The sequence below is a fragment of the Pseudomonas mosselii genome (genome assembly GCF_005796105.1).
In the GTDB taxonomy this organism is placed as follows: domain Bacteria; phylum Pseudomonadota; class Gammaproteobacteria; order Pseudomonadales; family Pseudomonadaceae; genus Aquipseudomonas; species Aquipseudomonas mosselii_C.
This window is the reverse complement of sequence record NZ_VAUO01000001.1, coordinates 100,424-120,655: the sequence shown is the minus strand read 5'-3', so window position 1 is coordinate 120,655 and position 20,232 is coordinate 100,424. Positions and strand designations below refer to the sequence as shown.

The following is a 20,232-nucleotide window of genomic DNA, read 5'->3' as shown; positions in this document are numbered from 1 at the left end:
ACAAAATCAGGCTGGCGCTGGGGCATACCGTCAAAACAGGAAATAGCGCTGCGCCAGCGGCAGCTCGGTCGCCGGCTCGCACACCAGCAGCTCGCCATCGGCGCGCACCTGGTAGGTCTGCGAGTCGACCTCGATCAGCGGCTGCAAGGTGTTGTGCAGCATGTCGGCCTTGCGCACCCGACGACAGCCGTGGGCCACGCCAATCAGGCTTTGCAACTTCAATTGCTCGGGCAGGCCTCGATCCATCGCGGCCTGCGACAGGAAAGTCATGCGCGTGGCATGCCGCGCCGCGCCCAACGCGCCGAACATCGGCCGGTAGTGCACCGGTTGCGGGGTCGGGATCGAGCCGTTGATATCGCCCATGGGGGCTGTAACGATCATTCCACCCTTGATCACCAAGGCCGGCTTGACCGCGAAGAACGCCGGCGCCCAGAGCACCAGGTCGGCCAACTTGCCCACCTCGATCGAGCCCACTTCATGCGCGATGCCATGGGTCAGCGCCGGGTTGATGGTGTACTTGGCGATGTAGCGCTTGACCCGGAAGTTGTCGCTGTAGCTGCTGTCCGGTGCCAGCGGGCCGCGGCGCACTTTCATCTGGTGCGCCACCTGCCAGGTGCGCAGCACCACTTCGCCGACCCGGCCCATGGCCTGGGAGTCGGACGAGGTCATGGCAAACGCGCCCATGTCGTGAAGGATGTCCTCGGCCGCGATGGTTTCGCGGCGGATGCGCGATTCAGCGAAGGCCACATCCTCGGCAATGCTCGGGTCCAGGTGGTGGCACACCATGAGCATGTCCAGGTGCTCGTCCACGGTGTTGACCGTGTACGGCAAGGTCGGGTTGGTGGACGATGGCAGCACGTTGGCCTGCCCCGCCGCGCGGATGATGTCCGGGGCGTGGCCACCACCGGCACCCTCGGTGTGGAAAGTGTGGATGGTACGATCGCCGATGGCCGCCAGGGTGTCCTCGATACAGCCGGACTCGTTGAGGGTATCGGTGTGGATCGCCACCTGGACGTCCATCTCTTCGGCCACGCCCAGGCAGCAGTCGATGGCCGCCGGGGTCGAGCCCCAGTCCTCGTGCAGCTTCAAGCCCACGGCGCCAGCGGCGATCTGCTCGCGCAGCGCCTCGGGCTGCGAGGCGTTGCCCTTGCCCAGCAAGCCGATGTTGATCGGCAGGCTATCGGCGGCCTGGAGCATCCGCGCCAGGTACCAAGGCCCCGGCGTGCAGGTGGTGGCGTTGGTGCCGGTGGCCGGGCCCGTTCCACCCCCGATGAAGGTGGTGACGCCACTGGTGAGCGCTTCCTCGACCTGCTGCGGGCAGATGAAGTGGATGTGTGAGTCGATGCCGCCGGCGGTGACGATCTTGCCTTCGGCGGCGATCACTTCGGTGCCCGGCCCCACCGGCACGGTCACGCCAGGCTGAACGTCTGGGTTACCGGCCTTGCCGATGACTGCGATACGCCCATGCTTGACGCCGATGTCGGCTTTGACGATACCCCAGTGGTCGATGATCAGGGCGTTAGTCAGCACCAGGTCCATGGCCTCGCAGGCCAGCATCTGGCCTTGCCCCATGCCGTCGCGAATGACCTTGCCACCGCCGAACTTGACCTCTTCACCGTAGACGGTGAAGTCCTTTTCCACCTCGACCCACAGCGCCGTGTCGGCCAGGCGCACGCGGTCACCCACGGTGGGGCCGAACATGTCGGCGTAGGCGCGCCTTGAAATACGGCTCATGCCTGCTCCTCCAGCGCGCCCATCACCTTGCCCTGAAAGCCGTACACCTCACGCTTGCCGGCATACGCAACCAGTTGCACGCTGCGCGCCTGACCCGGCTCGAAGCGCACCGCGGTGCCGGCTGGAATGTCCAGGCGAAAACCACGGGTCGGTTCACGCTCGAACACCAGGGCGTCGTTGACTTCATAGAAGTGGTAGTGCGAACCGACCTGCACCGGACGGTCGCCGTGGTTGGCAACGCTGACACTGACGGTAGCGCGGCCGACATTCAGTTCGATGTCGCCATCGGCGACCTGGATTTCTCCGGGAATCATGGGCAGTTCCTCAGACGATGGGGTCATGCACGGTCACAAGCTTCGTGCCGTCGGGGAATGTGGCTTCGACCTGGACGTCGTGGAGCATTTCTGCCACCCCGTCCATGACCTGCTCGCGCCCCAGCACCTCGCGGCCCAGGCTCATCAGCTCAGCGACAGTGCGGCCGTCGCGAGCACCTTCGAGCACCGCAGCGCTGATCAGCGCCACCGCCTCTGGGTAGTTGAGCTTCAGGCCACGGGCCAGGCGCCGTTCCGCCAGCAACGCGGCGGTGAACAGCAGCAGTTTGTCTTTCTCTCTCGGGGTCAGCTCCATGATGGCTCTCTCAGGTGGCCCAGATGCGCGGCGGGCACGGCGCCAGGCCGAGCACGGCCGGACGCAGCAGGTGCCAGAGGCGCTGCAGGTTGCGTTGCAAATGTTGGTTGTCGTGGTCGAGCAGGCGGATCACCAGCAGCGACCCGAGCAGGGTCGCACCGGCAGGGGTGTTGAGTTCATCGAGCAACTCGCGCACCCGCTCCAGCGCTGCTGCGTCTGCCGGGGCGGCGCAGAAGGTCGCCAGCAGCGGGTGATCACCGACCTTGGCCAGTTGCCCGCCGGCGATGCGCAGGCGTTCGTGCAGGCCGGGTTCGTCAGGCAGTTCGATGCGCAGGCGGCTGTCCAGCGCGCCCTGCTCGAAGCGCTCGCCCATCACCGGGCGGCCCAGGCACAGGGTCTCCCAGGCCAGCAGACGGGCGCCGGGCTCCAGGGTGAAGCGGCTGTCGAGACTGGCGCGGGCACCATTGAAGAAAATGCTGTCTTGGGGCAACCACTCCAGCACGCTGCCAGCGGCCAGGTGAAAGTGCTGGGCCAGGTACGCGGTGGGGCCGATACTGCGATAGAACTTGCTCGCGCCGGGCATGGTCAGCAACGCATGACTGCTAGGTTCGAGGTGGATGTCCAGCTCCAGGCGGTCACCGGCAACGATCCCGCCTGGTGGGTGCAAGACGTAGACATGGCAAGGACCGCCTTCCGGGTAAAACGGTCTTTGCACCAAAAGAGGTCCATAATGGCGACGCGCACCAAGGCGGGTCACACCCTCACGCAGGACGAAGCGCAAATGCAGATGCGCACGCCATCCCTCATGCTGGCCCTGTGACTCGATGTGCTCCGGCAACGACATGCCCTACCCCTGTAATCCTTGGCCCTACGCGCCATGCCTTGGTGCACAAGGCACCCCGCCAGGGCACGCGCCTGACCATTCGATCAAAATTCTTGGAACGGGATATTGCAGGTTGCAGGCCAAGTCGCCGGATTAATCAAAATGAATTTTCGTACATGGGTGCGAATGGCTACCTGCGCACAGCCAAACCTGTGCAATCGAGGGGCAATCAGCGCCCCAGTGCGGTGCCAACGCCGCTACACTGACGCACCGCGACAAGGCACACCCCGGAGAACTGATCGATGGCTGGCAACAAACGCGCACTGGCACGTCTGGAACGCGAGATGATCGCTTGCCTGACCGAGGCCTGCACCACCGCCCAGTCCGAGATCGTCGGTTTCGCCTGGCTCACCCACCGCGTCGACTTGGACGACTTCCCCGCCAGCCTGCGCATCACCTGGGTGTTCAGCGACGACACGGCCAAGGCCCAAGCCCTGGCCGGTGAAGCGCGGGCGCGCATGCTCGGACTGACCGGACAAGCGCTGAAAGATGCCGGCATCCACCTCGACCATGTGGCCTGGCATGTGCGCTTCGACAGCGAAGAGGCGTGCTGGCGCGACCAGGGCGGGGACTGGAACCGGCGGTTGCGTTGAAATCGCTGCGCACAATATCTGGGCCTGGAGTGGTTGATAGCCGTGCCCTTTCTGATCTGCACCGGCTCAAGCCTGTTCCATCATCGCCATCGCTACCTCGACACCGAATGACCCTGCGCATGTGCGCCCCGTAGATTCTACGACCGGACGTTTCCGATACGCCCGGGATGTATTAAGGTGGCGGGGTGCGCATATATAAGCAGCCCGCCGTGTTCGGGCGTTGAGCAATGAGGGTGTCATGAGCAACGAAAGCATTAACTGGGACAAGCTGGGCTTCGACTACATCAAGACCGACAAACGCTACCTGTCCGTATGGCGCGACGGCGAGTGGGACAAGGGCACCCTGACCGAAGACAACGTGCTGCACATCAGTGAAGGCTCCACGGCCCTGCACTATGGCCAGCAGTGCTTCGAAGGCCTCAAGGCCTATCGCTGCAAGGATGGCTCGATCAACCTGTTCCGTCCCGACCAGAACGCCGCGCGCATGCAGCGCAGCTGCGCGCGCCTGCTCATGCCGGCCGTGCCCACCGATGTGTTCATCGAAGCCTGCAAACAAGTGGTCAAGGCCAACGAACGCTTCGTCCCGCCGCATGGCAAGGGTGCCCTGTACCTGCGTCCGTTCGTGATCGGCACGGGTGACAACATTGGCGTGCGCACCGCCCCGGAGTTCATCTTCTCGGTGTTCGCCATCCCGGTCGGCTCGTACTTCAAAGGCGGCATGAAGCCGCACAACTTCCAGATTTCCAGCTTCGACCGCGCCGCACCGCAAGGCACCGGCGCCGCCAAGGTCGGCGGCAACTACGCCGCTAGCCTGCAACCGGGTGCCGAAGCGAAGAAAGCCAACTTCGCCGACGCCATCTACCTGGACCCGCTGACCCACAGCAAGATCGAAGAAGTCGGTTCGGCCAACTTCTTCGGCATCACCGCCAACAACGAGTTCGTCACGCCGAAATCGGCTTCGGTGCTGCCAGGCATCACCCGACTGTCGCTGATGGAACTGGCTCAATCGCGCCTGGGCCTGACGGTCATCGAAGGCGATGTCGAGATTGCCAAGCTCGACCGTTTCGTCGAGGCGGGCGCCTGCGGCACCGCTGCAGTGATTACCCCGATCGGCGGCATCGAGTACAACGGCAAGCTGCATGTGTTCCACGACCTGGAGAAGGTAGGTCCGGTCACCCAGAAGCTCTACAACGAGCTGACCGGCATCCAGAGCGGTGACATCGAGGCACCGGCTGGCTGGATCGTCAAGGTCGCCTAAGACACCTGAAACACAACGAACGGGGCAGGCCAGCGATGGCCTGTCCCGTTTTCGTTTCTGCGCACATCCGGCAACACTTCACTGGAACTCTGAGGGCATTTCCTACGCCAAGCAGTGAACCTGCTTACAAAAAAACGGTCTTTGGCTGACGGTCAATTCACCAGACCCGTTCGCCGGCCCATTCACCGGGCCTACATTTGTCCTGTTTCAGCGAAGACCACCATGCCAGACAAGCAGCCCGCCAACTCCGCCCTTCCCGCCCTGCGCGGCGGCCTGATCGCCGCCCTGATCGGCCTCGCCGCTCCGGTCCACGCCGAAGAGTCGGCCAGTGACGCACGCTGGGTCAGCGACAGCCTGAGCACGTACGTACGCAGTGGCCCTACCGACGGCCACCGCATCGTTGGCTCGCTCAAGTCCGGGCAGAGAGTCACCCTCGTCGCCAGCCAGGGTAACTACAGTCAGGTGCGTGGCCAAAGTGGCGACCTGGTGTGGATCCTGAGCAGCGACCTTCAGGCCGAGCCCGGCCAGGCCGAGCGCTTGCCGCAACTCGACCAGCAGGTCGCCGAACTGTCGGGCCAGCTCAAGACTATCGATGACAGCTGGAAACAGCGTGTGCAAGGCATGCAGGAGACGCTGGACTCGCGCAAGGCATTGATCGACGAGCTGGAAACCCGCAACAAAGCACTTAACGAGCAGTTGGAACAGAGCCAGTCGAGCCTGCGCGACACCCAGGCGCGGCTGGGTGACGAGAACAAGCAAGTGATGATGCGCTACATGGTGTACGGCGGCAGCATTGCCGGAGCAGGCCTGCTGGCGGGGCTGATCCTGCCGGCGCTGAGCCGCGGGCGCAAGCGCAACGACCGCTGGTTCTGAACCGGCTGCGCTTGCCTGGAGCGCCCTGGCCGGGGCGATCCAGGCGGGCGACGGCCCTGCCCCCTCAAAGCTTGGTCGAGCGCCCCGCGCCACTGCGCGCCTTGGCCATCGCCGCCAGGCGCACCGCCACGTTGGCCGCACCGTAACCGGCATACCCGCCCTTGCGTTGCAGGATCTCGAAGAAGAAACGCCCCTCGAACGGCTCGGTGTACACGTGGAACAGCTCGCCGCCCTGCGCGTCACGGTCGTAGAGCACGTTGTAATACGCCAGCTCGCTGAGAAACTCGTCGTCGAAATCGAAGCGCGCGGCCAAGTCGTCGTAATAGTTCAGCGGAATGTCCAGCAGCGGTACGCCCGCCTCCTTGGCGCGTGCCACCTCCCGGAAAATATCCGCACAATCGAAGGCGATATGGTGCACGCCCGACCCACGATAGCTGGACAGCGCATGGGCGATGGCAGTGTTGCGGTTCTCGGAAATGTTCAGTGGCACGCGCAAGGTGCCGCATGGGCTGCGCAAGGCGCGGCTCTTGACCAACCCATACGGGTCAGGCAACACCACTTCGTCATCCGCGGTGAAATCGAACAGGCTCTTGTAGAACAGCACCCAGCTGTCCAGTGCCTCGGCCGGCAGCGCCAAAGCCATGTGATCGATGCGCAGCAGGCCGCCACTGGCCTCGGCCACGCCGTCCAGACGGAAGTCGGTGTCGTAGATGGTCTGACCGCTGGCGTCGGGCTGCACCAGGTACAGCAGGCTGCCGTCAGGCGCGCGCACGGCTGGAATTTCGCGCTCGTTGGGGCCCACCAGGCCACGGAACGGCTGGCCGCGATAGGCGGTGGCGCGGTGCAAGGCGGTCTGGCTGTCGGTCACCCGCAAGGCGGTGGCGCACAGCGAAGGGCCATGGGCCTCGAAGAAGTTGTGCGCGAACGAATACGGCTCGGCATTGAGCACGATATTGATATCACCCTGGCGTAGCAGGCTCACCGCCTTGCTACGATGTGCGCCAGCCTCGGCGAAGCCCAGGCGTTTGAGCCAGGAACCCAGGCGCGCACCGACCGCCTCGTCGACAGCGAACTCAAGAAACTCGACGCCCTCGTAGCGGCTGGCAGGCGCCGGTGCGAACAACACGCCCGGCTCGACCTCGCGCGCCTCGCGCTGCAATTGCAGGCGAGTCTTCTCCTCCAGGTACAGCAGCGAACGCAGGCCATCGGCGGCGTTCTGCCGAGGCGGCGCGGCGCGAAAACCATCGTTGAACACCTCCAACGACAGCGGCCCGCGATACCCGGTAGCCAGGATCGGCGCCAGGAAGCCCGACAGGTCCATCTCGCCCTGCCCGGGGAAGCAGCGGAAGTGACGGCTCCACTCCAGCACGTCCATGGCCAGGATCGGCGCATCGGCCATCTGCACGAAGAAAATCTTGTCTCCCGGAATGTCGCGGATCGCCGCCGGATCCCCCTTGAGCGACAGCGTGTGGAAGCTGTCGAGGATCACCCCCAGGGCCGGATGGTCGGCCTGGCGCACCAGGTTCCAGACCTGCTGGTAGGTGTTGACGTGGCGCCCCCAGGCCAGGGCCTCGTAGCCGATACGCAGGCCACGCTGGCCGGCACGTTCGGCCAGCAGGCGCAAGTCGTCCACCAGCAGGCCCTCGTCGCCCAGGGCATCAGGCTGCACGTTGCTGCACACCAACACCAGGTCGGTGCCAAGCTCCTGCATCAGGTCGAACTTGCGCTCGGCCCGGTCGAGGTTCTTTTGCAGGCGCTCACGGGGCGCGCCTTCGAAATCGCGAAACGGCTGGAACAAGGTGATGGCAATGCCCAGGTCGGCGCACATCTGGCGGATCTCGCGGGGGCTGCCTGCGTAGTACAGCAGGTCGTTCTCGAAGATCTCGACGCCGTCGAAGCCCGCAGCGGCGATGGCTTCGAGCTTCTCTGGCAGGGTGCCGCTGAGGGACACGGTGGCAATCGAACGCTGCATGGAGGAGTTCCTTGTTATTGGCGTGTGCAGGAAACCGGGCTTGCCCCGCGATAAGGCAAGGCTGTAAAACGCGCCCTATCAACTGGCATGATCGATTATTCGCAGGTAAAGTCAGGCCCGCAATGCACTTTGTACGAAACAGTTAGTTTTTGTTCGATTACCGCACAAAACCCGTTTCGGTGAATTGATTCGCTGCATCCCGTGAACAACCATGATCACCAGTCGCAGGGCCTGTCGCCCCTTCTTGCTGCCACGCCGGTCGTTCGGCAGGTCCTGCGCCGCAAAGCCCAGCGTCACCACATAATAAGTTCAATAAAACGGGTACCGACCTATGCACACCTCCTTCGCCCTGCGATCCGCATCGCCTCGTTCGTCTTCTTCTCACAGCCCGCGCCCTGGTATGTCGCGTAGCCGCTGCGCACGCTGATCCCACGGCCCCTGACAAGAACAACGGAGACAACATGGCCCGCTCAAGCTCCCAAGCCAAGAAAGCCACCGCCAGCGGATGGATCGGCTCTGCCCTCGAATACTACGATTTCTTCATCTATGCCCAAGCGGCGGCGCTGATCTTCCCGCAGATATTCTTCCCCTCCACCGACCCGAAAATGGCCATCATCGCCTCGCTGGCCACCTATGGCGTGGGCTACCTGGCACGCCCGGTTGGTGCCTTCGTGCTCGGCCACTGGGGCGATACCCGCGGGCGCAAGAACGTGCTGCTGCTGTGCATGTTCCTCATGGGTATTTCGACCATGGCCGTGGGCCTGTTGCCCACCTACCACGACATCGGCATGCTGGCCCCGGCATTGCTGGTCGTGCTGCGCCTGATCCAGGGCTTCGCGGTGGCCGGCGAGATCTCCGGGGCCAGCTCCATGATCATGGAGCATGCGCCGTTCGGACGTCGAGGCTACTACGCCAGTTTCACACTGCAGGGCGTACAGGCCGGTCAGGTGATGGCTGCCGCGGTATTCCTGCCGCTGGCTTACTTCATGCCGAGCGAGGCGTTCAACGACTGGGGCTGGCGCATTCCGTTCCTGATGAGCGCATTGGTGCTGATCGCAGGCTTCATCATCCGCAAGGAAGTGCACGAGACGCCCGCCTTCGTCCAGGAAGAGAAACAGGACAAAGTGGCCAAGTCGCCAATCGGCGAAGCGTTCCGTCACAGTGGCCGGCATATGGTGCTGGTGATGTTCATGGCCCTGATGAACGTGATCCCGGTGGTGGCGACCATTTTCGGTGCAGCTTATGCCGTGCAACCGGCCTATGGCATCGGCTTCGACAAGAGCGTGTACCTGTGGATTCCGGTGGTGGGCAACATCGTCGCGGTACTGGTCATTCCGTTCGTGGGCAATCTGTCGGACAAGATCGGCCGTCGCCCAACCATGATCGCCGGATGCCTGGGCTCGGGCCTGCTGGCGTTCGTCTACCTGTACGCGATCAGCATTCAAAACGTGCCGCTGGCATTCGCCGCCTCGATCGTCATGTGGGGCATGGTCTACCAGGGCTACAACGCGGTTTTCCCAAGCTTCTACCCTGAGCTGTTCCAAACCCGCTACCGGGTGTCGGCGATGGCCATCGCGCAGAACATCGGCACCATGCTGACCGCCATGCTGCCGGCGCTGTTCGCCGCCGTTGCCCCGCCTGGCTCGGATAACATTCCGCTGGTTGTAGGTAGCCTGGCATTCTTCATCACGTGCGTATGCGCCTTTGCCGCGTACCTGGCACCCGAGACGCATCGCCTGGCGATGGAAGACCTGGGCAATCCACAGGCCAAGCCGATGGAGCGCGAAGCCTACGAGGCCAGCCGCCGCGATAGCTTGAAGGTGCTCAGCCACTAAGAGCCTTGTCGATGAGAAGGGGGCAATGCCCTGATGCAAGTCAGTTAAGCCAATGGGGCCGCTTTGCGGCCCCAACTACTGCAACAAAGGCTTAACTGACTGGCATTAGGCAATGCCCCCTTCTCTGTTCGCTCCGTCACCGAATGCCCCGTCTGCGGCTTTTCCAAGCCCCTTCCCCGCGCATCCGCCCCAGCCGTTCCTGGCACGTTCATCGCCACCGGCACGCGCAGGCTGATCGAGACACCCGACACTGCGCAGGCTTTTTCAAAGCCCCCCTCGTTGCAACGCCGATTTGCTTGTATGGTGTTGTCAAAGAAGGATGTTTTACCTGCACAGGAAAGACTTAGATGCCCCAACGCAATGTCATCAACGCCTCCGTCAGCCCCAAAGGCAGCCTGGAGACGCTGTCGCAACGTGAAGTCCAGCAACTGAGCGAAGTCGGTACCGGCAGTCTCTATACCTTGTTCCGCCAATGCGCCCTGGCCATCCTCAACACTGGCGCCCATGTCGACAATGCCAAGACCATCCTCGAAGCCTACAAGGACTTCGAAGTACGCATTCATCAACAAGACCGTGGTGTACGCCTTGAACTGCTCAACGCCCCGGCCGATGCCTTCGTCGATGGCGAAATGATCGCCAGCACCCGCGAAATGCTGTTCAGCGCCCTGCGCGATATCGTCTACACAGAAAGTGAGCTGGCCAGCCAGCGTATCGATCTGGAAAGCTCCCAAGGCCTGACCGACTACGTCTTCCACCTGCTGCGCAACGCCCGCACCCTGCGCCCGGGCGTGGAGCCGAAAATGGTGGTGTGCTGGGGCGGTCACTCGATCAGCAGCGAAGAGTACCAATACACCAAGAAAGTCGGCCACGAGCTGGGCCTGCGCAAGCTGGACATCTGCACCGGCTGCGGCCCTGGAGTGATGAAAGGCCCGATGAAGGGCGCGACCATCGCCCACGCCAAGCAGCGCATGCACGGCAGCCGCTACCTCGGTCTGACGGAGCCGGGCATCATCGCCGCCGAGGCGCCCAACCCGATCGTCAACGAACTGGTCATCCTGCCAGACATCGAAAAACGCCTGGAAGCTTTCGTCCGCGTGGGCCATGGCATCATCATCTTCCCCGGCGGGGCCGGCACCGCCGAGGAATTCCTCTACCTGCTCGGCATCCTCATGCACCCGGACAACCAAGACCTGCCCTTCCCGGTCATCCTGACCGGGCCGCGCAGCGCCGAGCCGTTCCTGCAGCAACTGAACGCCTTCGTCGGAGCCACCTTGGGCGAAGCCGCCCAGCGCCACTACCAGATCATCATCGACGATCCGGCCGAAGTGGCCCGACACATGGTCGAAGGGCTCAAGGCGGTCAAGCAGTTCCGCCGCGAACGCAACGACGCCTTCCACTTCAACTGGCTGCTGAAAATCGCCGAGGGCTTCCAGCACCCGTTCGATCCAACCCACGAGAACATGGCGAACCTGGCCCTGCGCCGCGACCTGCCGCCCCACGAGCTGGCTGCCAACCTGCGCCGGGCCTTCTCTGGCATCGTCGCGGGTAACGTCAAGGACAAGGGCATCCGCTTGATCGAAGAGCACGGGCCGTACCAGATCCGCGGCGACGCAGCGATCCTCGATCCGCTGGGCCGCTTGTTGCAGGCCTTCGTCGATCAACACCGGATGAAACTGCCAGGCGGCGCGGCCTATGTACCGTGCTATCAAGTGGTGAGCTGAGCCCACTTTGCACCAACCGCCCCTCCCCTGGGTCGAATCGCGACAGGTTGATTCAACTCAGGCCCAGCGGGAGTGGGCGTATCCCGTCTAAGATGCGCGGTTCAAGCCGACCTGGCGATGTACTCGGCCAGCGATTGCACGGCATCCCGCCAGATGAATTTTTCTTAAATCGCCGCTTGGCTATTCTTTGGCACAATCGAACCACACATTTGCCATCCAGGAACCCGCATGCCTCGCGTACTGACCATTGAAGACGATGCCGTCACCGGCCAGGAGATTGTCGCCGAACTGACCAGCCACGGCTTGGAAGTGGATTGGGCCGACAATGGCCGGGAGGGTCTGGCCAAGGCCATCGCCGGGGGCTACGACCTTATCACCGTGGACCGCATGCTGCCGGAGGTAGACGGCCTGACCATCGTCACCACCCTGCGCAGCCTGAAGATCGCGACACCGATCCTGATGATCAGCGCCCTGTCGGACGTGGATGAGCGTGTGCGTGGCCTGCGTGCTGGCGGCGACGATTACCTGACCAAGCCATTCGCTTCCGATGAAATGGCCGCCCGGGTCGAAGTGCTGCTGCGCCGCAACAGCACTCCCATGACCCAGACCCGCCTGACCGTGGCAGACCTGGAACTGGACCTGATCAGCCACGAAGCCCGACGCGGCGAGCAGGCGCTGAACCTGCTGCCCACCGAGTACAAACTGCTGGAGTACCTGATGCGGCATTCCGGCCAGGTGATCACCCGGATGATGATCTTCGAAGAGGTCTGGGGCTACCACTTCGACCCCGGCACCAACCTGATCGATGTCCACATCGGCCGTTTGCGCAAGAAAATCGACTCACCCGGCCAGACCCCGCTGATCCGTACCGTGCGGGGCTCAGGCTATGCCATTGCCGAACCCGTCTAAGGGCTGGAGTTCATCCACCAGCCGCTTGCTGGCCCTGTACAGCTTCCTCTTCGTGGCCTGGAGCAGCATCCTCATGGGGGTGCTGTACTTCGAGGTATCCAACTACCTGAACAAGCTCACCCGCCACTCGATGCTGCAACGCCAGCACCTGTTCACCCACATGAGCGGCAAGCAACTGGACGACGCTCTGATCGCCAGCCAAGCCTTCGAGGAACGCAGCTTCGATGCCTACGGGCTGTTCGATCCACAGCTCAACCCCCTCGGCGGACGCATCCGCGCGATCCCGCCCGAATTGGGCCTGGACGGCAAGATTCACGAACTCAAGCGTTGCCTGGACGCCGATGATCCTCGCCTGCCACGCGACAGTTGCGATGCCGTGGCGATCCGCGTGCAGGATGGCCGCTGGCTGGTGCTGGTGCGTGACAACGGTTCGCTGTTCGTGGTCACCCGGATCATCCTGCATGCGCTGCTGTGGGGGATCTCATTGACCCTGATCCCAGGTTTTGCCGGTTGGTACTTGCTGCGTCGGCGCCCGCTCAAGCGCATCCGTGCGATTCAGGCCCAGGCTGAGCTGATCGTCGCAGGCGACCTCACCCACCGCTTGCCACTGTCGGCCCGACGCGATGAGCTGGACATGCTGGCGGCCATCGTCAATGCCATGCTCGACCGTATCGAGCGGCTGATGCACGAGGTCAAGGGCGTGTGCGACAACATCGCGCACGACCTACGCACTCCGCTGACGCGCTTGCGCGCCCAGCTGTACCGCATCCGCCAGCACAGCCCCGCGGACTCGGCCGAAAGCCAGGCGCTGGACCAGGCGATCGGTGAAACCGACACGTTGATGGCGCGCTTTCGCGGCTTGTTGCGTATCAGCGAACTGGAGGACCGCCGTCGCCGCGCGGGCTTCCAGCAGCTCGACCCCCAGGCGCTGCTCAGCGAGATGTACGACTTCTACCTACCGCTGGCCGAAGATGGCGGTATTCGCCTGGCATTGCAGCAGCCGGAGCAACTGGCGCCGCTGCATGGTGACCGCGAGTTGCTGTTCGAAGCGCTGGCCAACCTTGTCGGCAATGCAATCAAGTTCACCCCCGCAGGCGGCCAAGTGCGCATCAAGGCCAGCCAGGACGAAAAAGGCGTGCACCTCGCCATCGAGGACAGCGGGCCGGGGATTCCGGTGGATGAGCGCGAGGCGGTGCTCAAGCGCTTCTACCGTAGCGAGGAAGGCCATCGCCACGCAGGCTTCGGGCTGGGGCTGTCGATCGTTGCGGCGATCGTCGATCTGCATGGCTTCGGGCTGGAGGTGGGCAGTAGCGAGCTAGGCGGGGCGAAGCTGGTGCTGCATTGCCCATTGGCGCTGCCGAGCAAATAAAGTGGGGCCGCGTTGCGGCCCTTTCGCGGCACAAGGCCGCTCCTACAGAGGACGCGTGCGCCATGTAACGGAAGGCTTACGCGGTCGTTGTAGGAGCGGCCTTGTGCCGCGATGGGCTGCAAAGCAGCCCGAATGGATTAACTGGCTGACCTCGATCAGTCAGCCAGACGCCAGGTCGTCGCGCCCTTGCTGTCTTCGAGCACCACACCCATGGCGGTGATCTGATCACGAATGCGATCAGACTCGGCCCAGTTCTTGTCGGCACGTGCCTGCAAACGCGCCTGGATCAGGGCCTCCACTTGCGCCGCATCGACCTTGCCTTCGGCGCCTGCACGCAGGAAGTCGTCGGCCTCAAGTTGCAGCACGCCTAGTACATCGCCCAGCTCGCGCAGACGACCGGCCAGGCCCGCAGCGGCCTCAGGGTCGCTTTCGCGCACACGGTTGATCTCGCGCACCAGATCGAACAGCACGGCGCAGGCCTCGGGCGTGCCGAAGTCGTCGTTCATCGCCACGCTGAAACGTTCGACGAACGCCTCGCCGCCCTGAGGCGCTACACGGGGCAGGCCACGCAGGGCGTGATAGAAGCGCTCCAGCGCGCCCTTGGCATCGCGCAGGCTGTCTTCGGAGTAGTTAATCGCACTGCGGTAGTGGCTGGCTACCAACAGGTAACGCACCACCTCCGGGTGATACTTTTCGAGCACATCGCGGATGGTGAAGAAGTTGTTCAGCGACTTGGACATCTTCTCGCCATTGATACGAATCATCCCGCAGTGCATCCAGGCCGCCGCGTACTGCTTGCCGGTGGCGGCCTCGCTCTGGGCGATCTCGTTTTCGTGGTGCGGGAACTCCAGGTCGCTGCCGCCGCCATGAATGTCGAAGCTCTCGCCCAGGCAGCAGGTGGACATCACCGAGCACTCGATGTGCCAACCCGGACGCCCCGGACCCCACGGCGAATCCCAGAACGGCTCGCCGGGCTTGGCGCCCTTCCACAGCACGAAGTCCAACGGATCCTGCTTGGACTCGCCCACTTCGATACGTGCGCCGATACGCAGGTCTTCGATCTTGCGCCGCGACAGCTTGCCGTAGCCGACGAACTTGCCGACCCGGTAGTACACGTCACCGTTACCTGGTGCGTAGGCATAACCCTTGTCGATCAGGGTCTGGATCATCGCGTGCATGCCGGGGATATGGTCGGTGGCACGCGGCTCCAGATCGGGCTTGAGGATGTTCAGGCGGTGCTCATCCTCGTGCATCGCGTCGATCATGCGCGCGGTCAGCGCGTCGAACGACTCGCCGTTCTCGTTGGCCCGATTGATGATCTTGTCGTCAATGTCGGTGATGTTGCGCACGTAGGTGAGCGCGTAACCGCTCTTGCGCAGCCAGCGGGTAATCAGGTCGAAGGCCACCATGCTGCGGCCGTGGCCCAGGTGGCAGTAGTCATACACGGTCATGCCGCAGACGTACATGCGCACGTTGTTGCCATCAAGGGGCTTGAAAGCTTCCTTGGTCTTGGTCAGCGTGTTGTAGATGTTGAGCACGGCGATTCCTCAGCTGCCCCAGGAGTCACGCAGGGTGACAGTGCGGTTGAACACCGGGCGGCCCGGCTGGCTGTCTTTGAGGTCGGCGCAGAAGTAACCTTCGCGCTCGAACTGGAAGCGGTCTTCGGGCTGGGCCTGAGCCAACGACGGCTCGGCACGGCAACCCGTCAACACCTGCAGCGAATCGGGGTTGATGTTATCGAGGAAGCTGCCGCCGTCTTCGGTCTTCTCCGGGTTCGCGGAGCGGAACAGGCGATCGTACAGACGCACCTCGCACTCGACGCTACCTTCGGCCGGAACCCAGTGGATCACACCCTTGACCTTGCGGCCCTCGGGGTTCTTGCCCAGGGTGTCCGGGTCGTACGAGCAGTGCAGCTCGACGATGTGACCGTCGGCATCCTTGATGGCCTGGTCGGCACGGATCACGTAGCTGCCACGCAGACGCACTTCGCCGGCAGGTTCCAGGCGCTTGTAGCCCTTGGGCGGCGCTTCCATGAAGTCGTCGCGGTCGATGTACAGCTCGCGGGCGAATGGCAGCACGCGCACGCCCATGTCTTCTTTCGGGTGGCGCGGCAGTTCGAGCTGCTCGACCTGGCCTTCGGGGTAGTTGGTGATGACCACTTTCAGCGGGCGCAACACGCACATGGCGCGTGGCGCGGTGCGATCCAGATCGTCACGGATGCTGAATTCGAGCATCGCCATGTCAACCACGCCGTCGGAACGGTTGGTGCCGATCATCTCGCAGAAGTTGCGGATCGAGGCCGGGGTGTAGCCACGGCGACGGTAGCCCGACAGCGTGGACATGCGTGGATCGTCCCAGGCATCGACATGGCCTTCATCGACCAACTGCTTGAGCTTGCGCTTGGAGGTGATGGTGTAGTTCAGGTTCAGGCGGCTGAATTCGTACTGACGTGGACGCGCCGGCACCGGGAGCTTATCGAGGAACCAGTCGTACAGCGGACGGTGGCTTTCGAACTCCAGGGTGCAGATCGAGTGGGTAATGCCTTCGATGGCATCCGACTGGCCGTGGGTGAAGTCGTAGTTAGGGTAAATGCACCACTTGTCACCGGTCTGGTGGTGGTGGGCATGGCGAATGCGGTAGAGGATCGGATCGCGCAGGTTCATGTTCGGCGAAGCCATGTCGATCTTGGCCCGCAGCACGCGCTCGCCATCTTTGAACTCGCCCGCCTTCATGCGCGCGAACAGGTCGAGGTTTTCCTCGACGCTGCGCTCACGGAATGGGCTGTTCTTGCCCGCCTCGGTCAGGCTGCCGCGATACTCCTTGGCCTGCTCCGGGCTGAGGTCGCACACATAGGCATCACCCGACTTGATCAGCGCCACCGCCCAGTCGTGCAACTGCTCGAAGTAATCCGAGGCATAGCGAACCGGGCCCGCCCACTCGAAGCCCAGCCATTTGACATCGCGCTGGATGGAGTCGATGTATTCCTGGTCTTCCTTGGCCGGGTTGGTGTCGTCGAAACGCAGGTGGCAGGCACCACCGAACTCTTTGGCCAGGCCGAAGTTCACGCAGATCGACTTGGCGTGACCGATGTGCAGGTAGCCATTGGGCTCTGGCGGAAAACGAGTGACGATGCTGCTGTGCTTGCCCGAGTCCAGGTCGGCCTGGACGATCGGCCGCAGGAAGTTCGCAGGGACGGCGGGGGCGCCTTTGGCAGCGGCGTTGGGCGCGTTGTCGGCAGTGGGCTTGCTCATAGTGTCCTTGAATGCTGGTAGCCGGCCGGGTAGGCCGATTGAATCAAAGGGCCTATCATAGCCGAAGCAGTCAAGCCGCCGACAGCCGCGCAGGGCCAATCTAACGCGATTTGTCGCAGCATTTTGTCGCCCTGAGCGGTCGAAACCGGCAGAATGGCCGCCCAGCGCACTGCGCTCACTCTTTCCGAATGCCTTGAGAGCGAACTTAAGCATGTCCAAAGTCAAACTGAGCACCAACCATGGCGACATCGTCCTGCAACTGGACGCCGAAAAAGCGCCACTGACCACCGAGAACTTCGTTCAGTACGTCAAGGACGGCCACTACGACGGCACCATCTTCCATCGCGTGATCAAGGGTTTCATGATCCAGGGCGGTGGCTTCGATGCCAGCATGAGCCAGAAAAAAACCCGCGCCAGCATCCAGAACGAAGCTGACAACGGCCTGAAGAACTCCAAGTACACCATTGCCATGGCCCGTACCATGGAGCCGCATTCGGCCTCCGCGCAGTTCTTCATCAACTCCAGCAACAACGACTTCCTCAACCACAGTGGCAAGAACGTGCAGGGCTGGGGCTACGCGGTGTTCGGCGAAGTGATCGAAGGCCGTGAAGTGATCGACGCCATCGAGGGTGTGGCCACCGGTTCCAAAGCGGGCCACCAGGACGTACCGAAGGACGACGTGGTCATCGAGAAAGCCGAGATCATTGAGTGATCCTGCTGATCTCCGATCTGCACCTGCAAGAAGAACGCCCGGACATTACCCGGGCGTTTCTTGATCTGCTCGACGGCCGCGCGCGCCACGCTCGGGCGCTGTACATCCTCGGCGATTTCTTCGAGGCCTGGATCGGCGACGATGCGATGACGCCGTTCCAGCAGTCGATCTGCGAGGCCCTGCGCCAGCTGAGCGACAGCGGCACGGCGATCTACCTGATGCACGGCAACCGCGACTTTCTCATCGGCCAGGCCTTTTGCGAGGCCGCCGGCTGCACGCTGCTGGCCGACCCGTGCGTGGTCGAACTGGGCGGCGAGCCGGTGCTGCTGATGCACGGCGATACCCTATGCACTCGCGATGTGGCCTACATGAAGTTGCGGCGCTATCTGCGCAACCCGCTGAGCCTGTGGATTTTGCGGCACCTGCCGCTGTCCGCACGCGTGAAGCTGGCGCGCAAGTTACGCAGCGAAAGCCGCACGCAAACGCGCATGAAGGCCACCGAGATCGTCGACGTGACGCCCGAGCAGATCCCCGAGGTGATGTCGACCCATGGCGTACGCACCCTGGTGCATGGCCACACCCACCGTCCGGCGATCCACAAGCTGATGGTCGATGGCGAACCGGCCCGGCGCATCGTGCTGGGTGACTGGGACCGCCGCGGCTGGACGCTGCAGGTGGACGAGCAAGGCTTCCAACTGGCGCCGTTCGAATTCGCCTGACCCTTGCGTGGGAGCATCGCAAGGCCCGCTCCCACCAACCCCGCCCCTGCCCTGACGATCTTCTACACTGGAGCTGATTGCCGCTGATTCCAACAGGAGCCCAGCATGGACGACCACTCCCCAGGCAAACCGCCTACCTTCTGGCAAATGCTGCAAAGCATCCTCGCCGCCGCCTTCGGCGTGCAGAGCGGCAAGAACCGCGCCCGCGATTTCACCTATGGCAAGGCCAGCCACTTCATCGTACTGGGTACGCTGTTCACGCTGGTGTTTATCCTGGTGCTGGTGGGGCTGGTGCAGTTGGCCCTGCACCTGACCGCGCGCTGAGGCCACGCACAACGACGCCTGCACGATTGCCTCGCGCAGGCGTCGTTGTGTGCATCACGGTGTCGATGCGAGGGCGATCAGGCTACTGGTGACTGACCCAGTACACGGCAGTGACCACCACCAGCACGATCAGACATAGGATCGCCCAGGCATCGACACTGCTGTCAGCTTTGCGGACCTTGGTTGAATTGCCCATTGCATTGCCTCTTGTAGTGATTATCGGGAATGCACTTCAAGCAGCAGTTAAGTTCAGCAATGCCCTTTGCTCAAGCAAGGGCTTTCAGTAATCGACGGGTGACGTGAGGAACGGGTAGCGAAAGCCAGTCGCCTGGCCTTCGGCACTGTAGCGCTTGAAGTCGATGCCATAATCGTCGCGTTCGAGCAGTGTCAGCCAGCGCCGCGCCTTGTCCGCATCGATCAACTGCAACACCGGGACCTGGTGCTCACGCACGCCATCACCGGCCAGGTTCAGCCCATGGGCATCGTCATGCAGCATGACCATGGCCCAACCGCCCAAGCTGAAGTGTCCACCCATCAATACGCTCAGGCGCCCGTCGATGCGCGCGCGCAGAGCTTGTGGCGAGCTGTTGACGGCGCTAAATAGCACATCGCGCCCCGGAACCTGCCCTGCCTCTTCGAACGCGCGCATCGCACCGAACGCCATTTCGTCGTTGGCCGACCATACCAGCCGGGTGTGCGGGTAACGTTCGCGCAACAGGCGCGCTTGCTCATAGGCCCGCTCGCGACTCCAGCCTCCGTATACCACCTGGCGCAAACGCACCTGGGGGAAGTCCGCCAGGGCCCGGCGCATGCCCTGCTCGCGCAGTTGCGAGGCTGGCGTGGTCTTTATCCCAACAAAAGCAACCAAGTCCACCGGCCCGCTATCGCGCGGCAACAGCGCGACCATCTGCTGCAACATCTGGTAGCCGGCCTGTTCATCATTGGGCGTCAGGGTCCCCAGCAGCGGGGCGTATTTGCCGGGCTGGGCCTGGATGCTCTGGGCCTGGCTCGCCGTCAGGCCATTGTTGACCAGAAACAGCTTTACCCCGGTATCGCGAGACAGGCGTAAGATCTCGGGGGCTACATACTGTTCGTTGACCAACACCAGGTAGTCCGGGCGCGCAGGTCCTTTGAGCACGGCTCGCGCCTGGCTCAGCATCAGGTCGGCACGACGCTCGCTGTACTCCACCCGCAGGTTCATGCCCAGTTCGTGAGCGGCGGCCTGCATGAACCGGGTATAGCTGGTCCAGAACACTTCACTTGATGAGCCTGGATTGATGAACACCACCGACGCTGCCTGAGCGGTGGCTGCCAATGGCAGGCTCAGGCACAAGCTTTGGCACAGCGCCTTGAGCATGCGATTACACCTTTTGGAACAAACGCCAGATTATAAACCCCTTGCTTTGACGGTCGCACAAATGCCAGTCAATCTCACTTAGTTCTTTTAGTTCT

18 protein-coding genes are annotated in these 20,232 nt (G+C 63.0%); 10 read left to right on the top strand and 8 right to left on the bottom strand.

Annotation, left to right across the window (positions count from 1 at the left end):
• Window positions 1–30: 30 nt before the first annotated feature.
• The 4 genes from ureC to FEM01_RS00580 are packed head-to-tail and all read right to left on the bottom strand — an operon-like array spanning window position 31 to window position 3,118.
• Window positions 31–1,734 carry an urease subunit alpha gene (gene ureC / locus FEM01_RS00595; RefSeq protein ID WP_138217348.1) on the bottom strand — a complete coding sequence of 568 codons (1,704 nt, stop codon included), beginning with the start codon at window positions 1,732–1,734 and terminating at the stop codon, window positions 31–33.
• The gene (locus FEM01_RS00590) at window positions 1,731–2,048 is read right to left on the bottom strand and encodes an urease subunit beta (RefSeq protein ID WP_138217347.1); all 318 of its coding nucleotides are present in this window, start codon (window positions 2,046–2,048) and stop codon (window positions 1,731–1,733) included. The genes ureC and FEM01_RS00590 overlap by 4 nt, the downstream gene beginning before the upstream one ends.
• 10 nt (window positions 2,049–2,058) lie before the next feature.
• Window positions 2,059–2,361: an urease subunit gamma gene (locus FEM01_RS00585; protein WP_138217346.1), complete on the bottom strand. Its 303-nt coding sequence runs from the start codon at window positions 2,359–2,361 to the stop codon at window positions 2,059–2,061.
• Between the two features lie 10 nt (window positions 2,362–2,371).
• Window positions 2,372–3,118, bottom strand: a complete 747-nt coding sequence (locus FEM01_RS00580) for an urease accessory protein UreD (protein WP_240791714.1) — start codon at window positions 3,116–3,118, stop codon at window positions 2,372–2,374.
• A gap of 368 nt (window positions 3,119–3,486) precedes the next feature.
• Here FEM01_RS00580 and FEM01_RS00575 point away from each other — a divergent pair, with 368 nt between their 5' ends.
• The 3 genes from FEM01_RS00575 to FEM01_RS00565 all read left to right on the top strand — a co-directional run bounded on the left by FEM01_RS00575 (window position 3,487) and on the right by FEM01_RS00565 (window position 5,968).
• The gene (locus FEM01_RS00575) at window positions 3,487–3,837 is read left to right on the top strand and encodes a hypothetical protein (protein ID WP_138217344.1); all 351 of its coding nucleotides are present in this window, start codon (window positions 3,487–3,489) and stop codon (window positions 3,835–3,837) included.
• Between the two features lie 238 nt (window positions 3,838–4,075).
• On the top strand, window positions 4,076–5,095 hold the full coding sequence (locus FEM01_RS00570) for a branched-chain amino acid aminotransferase (RefSeq protein WP_138217343.1): 1,020 nt from the start codon (window positions 4,076–4,078) through the stop codon (window positions 5,093–5,095).
• Between the two features lie 222 nt (window positions 5,096–5,317).
• The gene (locus FEM01_RS00565) at window positions 5,318–5,968 is read left to right on the top strand and encodes a TIGR04211 family SH3 domain-containing protein (protein ID WP_138217342.1); all 651 of its coding nucleotides are present in this window, start codon (window positions 5,318–5,320) and stop codon (window positions 5,966–5,968) included.
• Window positions 5,969–6,032: 64 nt separating this feature from the next.
• Here the strand turns inward: FEM01_RS00565 and quiC are convergent, their stop codons facing one another.
• Window positions 6,033–7,940, bottom strand: a complete 1,908-nt coding sequence (gene quiC / locus FEM01_RS00560; protein WP_138217341.1) for a 3-dehydroshikimate dehydratase QuiC — start codon at window positions 7,938–7,940, stop codon at window positions 6,033–6,035.
• A 461-nt stretch (window positions 7,941–8,401) separates the two neighbouring features.
• On the opposite strand from quiC, the gene FEM01_RS00555 reads away from it, so the two are divergent.
• The 4 genes from FEM01_RS00555 to FEM01_RS00540 all read left to right on the top strand — a co-directional run bounded on the left by FEM01_RS00555 (window position 8,402) and on the right by FEM01_RS00540 (window position 13,774).
• Entirely contained in the window at window positions 8,402–9,775 is a 1,374-nt protein-coding gene (locus tag FEM01_RS00555) for an MFS transporter (RefSeq protein ID WP_138217340.1), read from the top strand.
• Window positions 9,776–10,122: 347 nt separating this feature from the next.
• Window positions 10,123–11,496 (top strand): nucleotide 5'-monophosphate nucleosidase PpnN, encoded by a 1,374-nt coding sequence (ppnN, locus tag FEM01_RS00550; RefSeq protein WP_138217339.1) that lies wholly within the window; start codon window positions 10,123–10,125, stop codon window positions 11,494–11,496.
• A 228-nt stretch (window positions 11,497–11,724) separates the two neighbouring features.
• Complete coding sequence (locus FEM01_RS00545) at window positions 11,725–12,405, top strand: response regulator transcription factor (protein ID WP_138217338.1); 681 nt, start codon at window positions 11,725–11,727, stop codon at window positions 12,403–12,405.
• Window positions 12,383–13,774: a sensor histidine kinase gene (locus tag FEM01_RS00540; RefSeq protein WP_138217337.1), complete on the top strand. Its 1,392-nt coding sequence runs from the start codon at window positions 12,383–12,385 to the stop codon at window positions 13,772–13,774. Before FEM01_RS00545 ends, FEM01_RS00540 begins: the two co-directional genes overlap by 23 nt.
• Window positions 13,775–13,929: 155 nt before the next feature.
• On the opposite strand, the gene cysS is transcribed toward FEM01_RS00540, so the two are convergent.
• Both cysS and FEM01_RS00530 read right to left on the bottom strand, forming a co-directional pair.
• Window positions 13,930–15,312 carry a cysteine--tRNA ligase gene (cysS, locus tag FEM01_RS00535; protein ID WP_138217336.1) on the bottom strand — a complete coding sequence of 461 codons (1,383 nt, stop codon included), beginning with the start codon at window positions 15,310–15,312 and terminating at the stop codon, window positions 13,930–13,932.
• Between the two features lie 9 nt (window positions 15,313–15,321).
• Window positions 15,322–17,025: a glutamine--tRNA ligase/YqeY domain fusion protein gene (locus tag FEM01_RS00530; protein WP_138217335.1), complete on the bottom strand. Its 1,704-nt coding sequence runs from the start codon at window positions 17,023–17,025 to the stop codon at window positions 15,322–15,324.
• 211 nt (window positions 17,026–17,236) lie between these two features.
• Here FEM01_RS00530 and FEM01_RS00525 point away from each other — a divergent pair, with 211 nt between their 5' ends.
• The 3 genes from FEM01_RS00525 to FEM01_RS00515 all read left to right on the top strand — a co-directional run bounded on the left by FEM01_RS00525 (window position 17,237) and on the right by FEM01_RS00515 (window position 18,780).
• Complete coding sequence (locus FEM01_RS00525) at window positions 17,237–17,737, top strand: peptidylprolyl isomerase (RefSeq protein WP_138217334.1); 501 nt, start codon at window positions 17,237–17,239, stop codon at window positions 17,735–17,737.
• Window positions 17,734–18,456: a UDP-2,3-diacylglucosamine diphosphatase gene (locus FEM01_RS00520; protein WP_138217333.1), complete on the top strand. Its 723-nt coding sequence runs from the start codon at window positions 17,734–17,736 to the stop codon at window positions 18,454–18,456. Before FEM01_RS00525 ends, FEM01_RS00520 begins: the two co-directional genes overlap by 4 nt.
• A gap of 105 nt (window positions 18,457–18,561) precedes the next feature.
• Entirely contained in the window at window positions 18,562–18,780 is a 219-nt protein-coding gene (locus FEM01_RS00515) for a DUF2970 domain-containing protein (RefSeq protein WP_138217332.1), read from the top strand.
• A 280-nt stretch (window positions 18,781–19,060) separates the two neighbouring features.
• Here the strand turns inward: FEM01_RS00515 and FEM01_RS00510 are convergent, their stop codons facing one another.
• Window positions 19,061–20,137, bottom strand: coding sequence for an ABC transporter substrate-binding protein (locus tag FEM01_RS00510; protein ID WP_138217331.1), 1,077 nt, complete (start codon window positions 20,135–20,137; stop codon window positions 19,061–19,063).
• Between the last annotated feature and the right edge of the window lie 95 nt (window positions 20,138–20,232).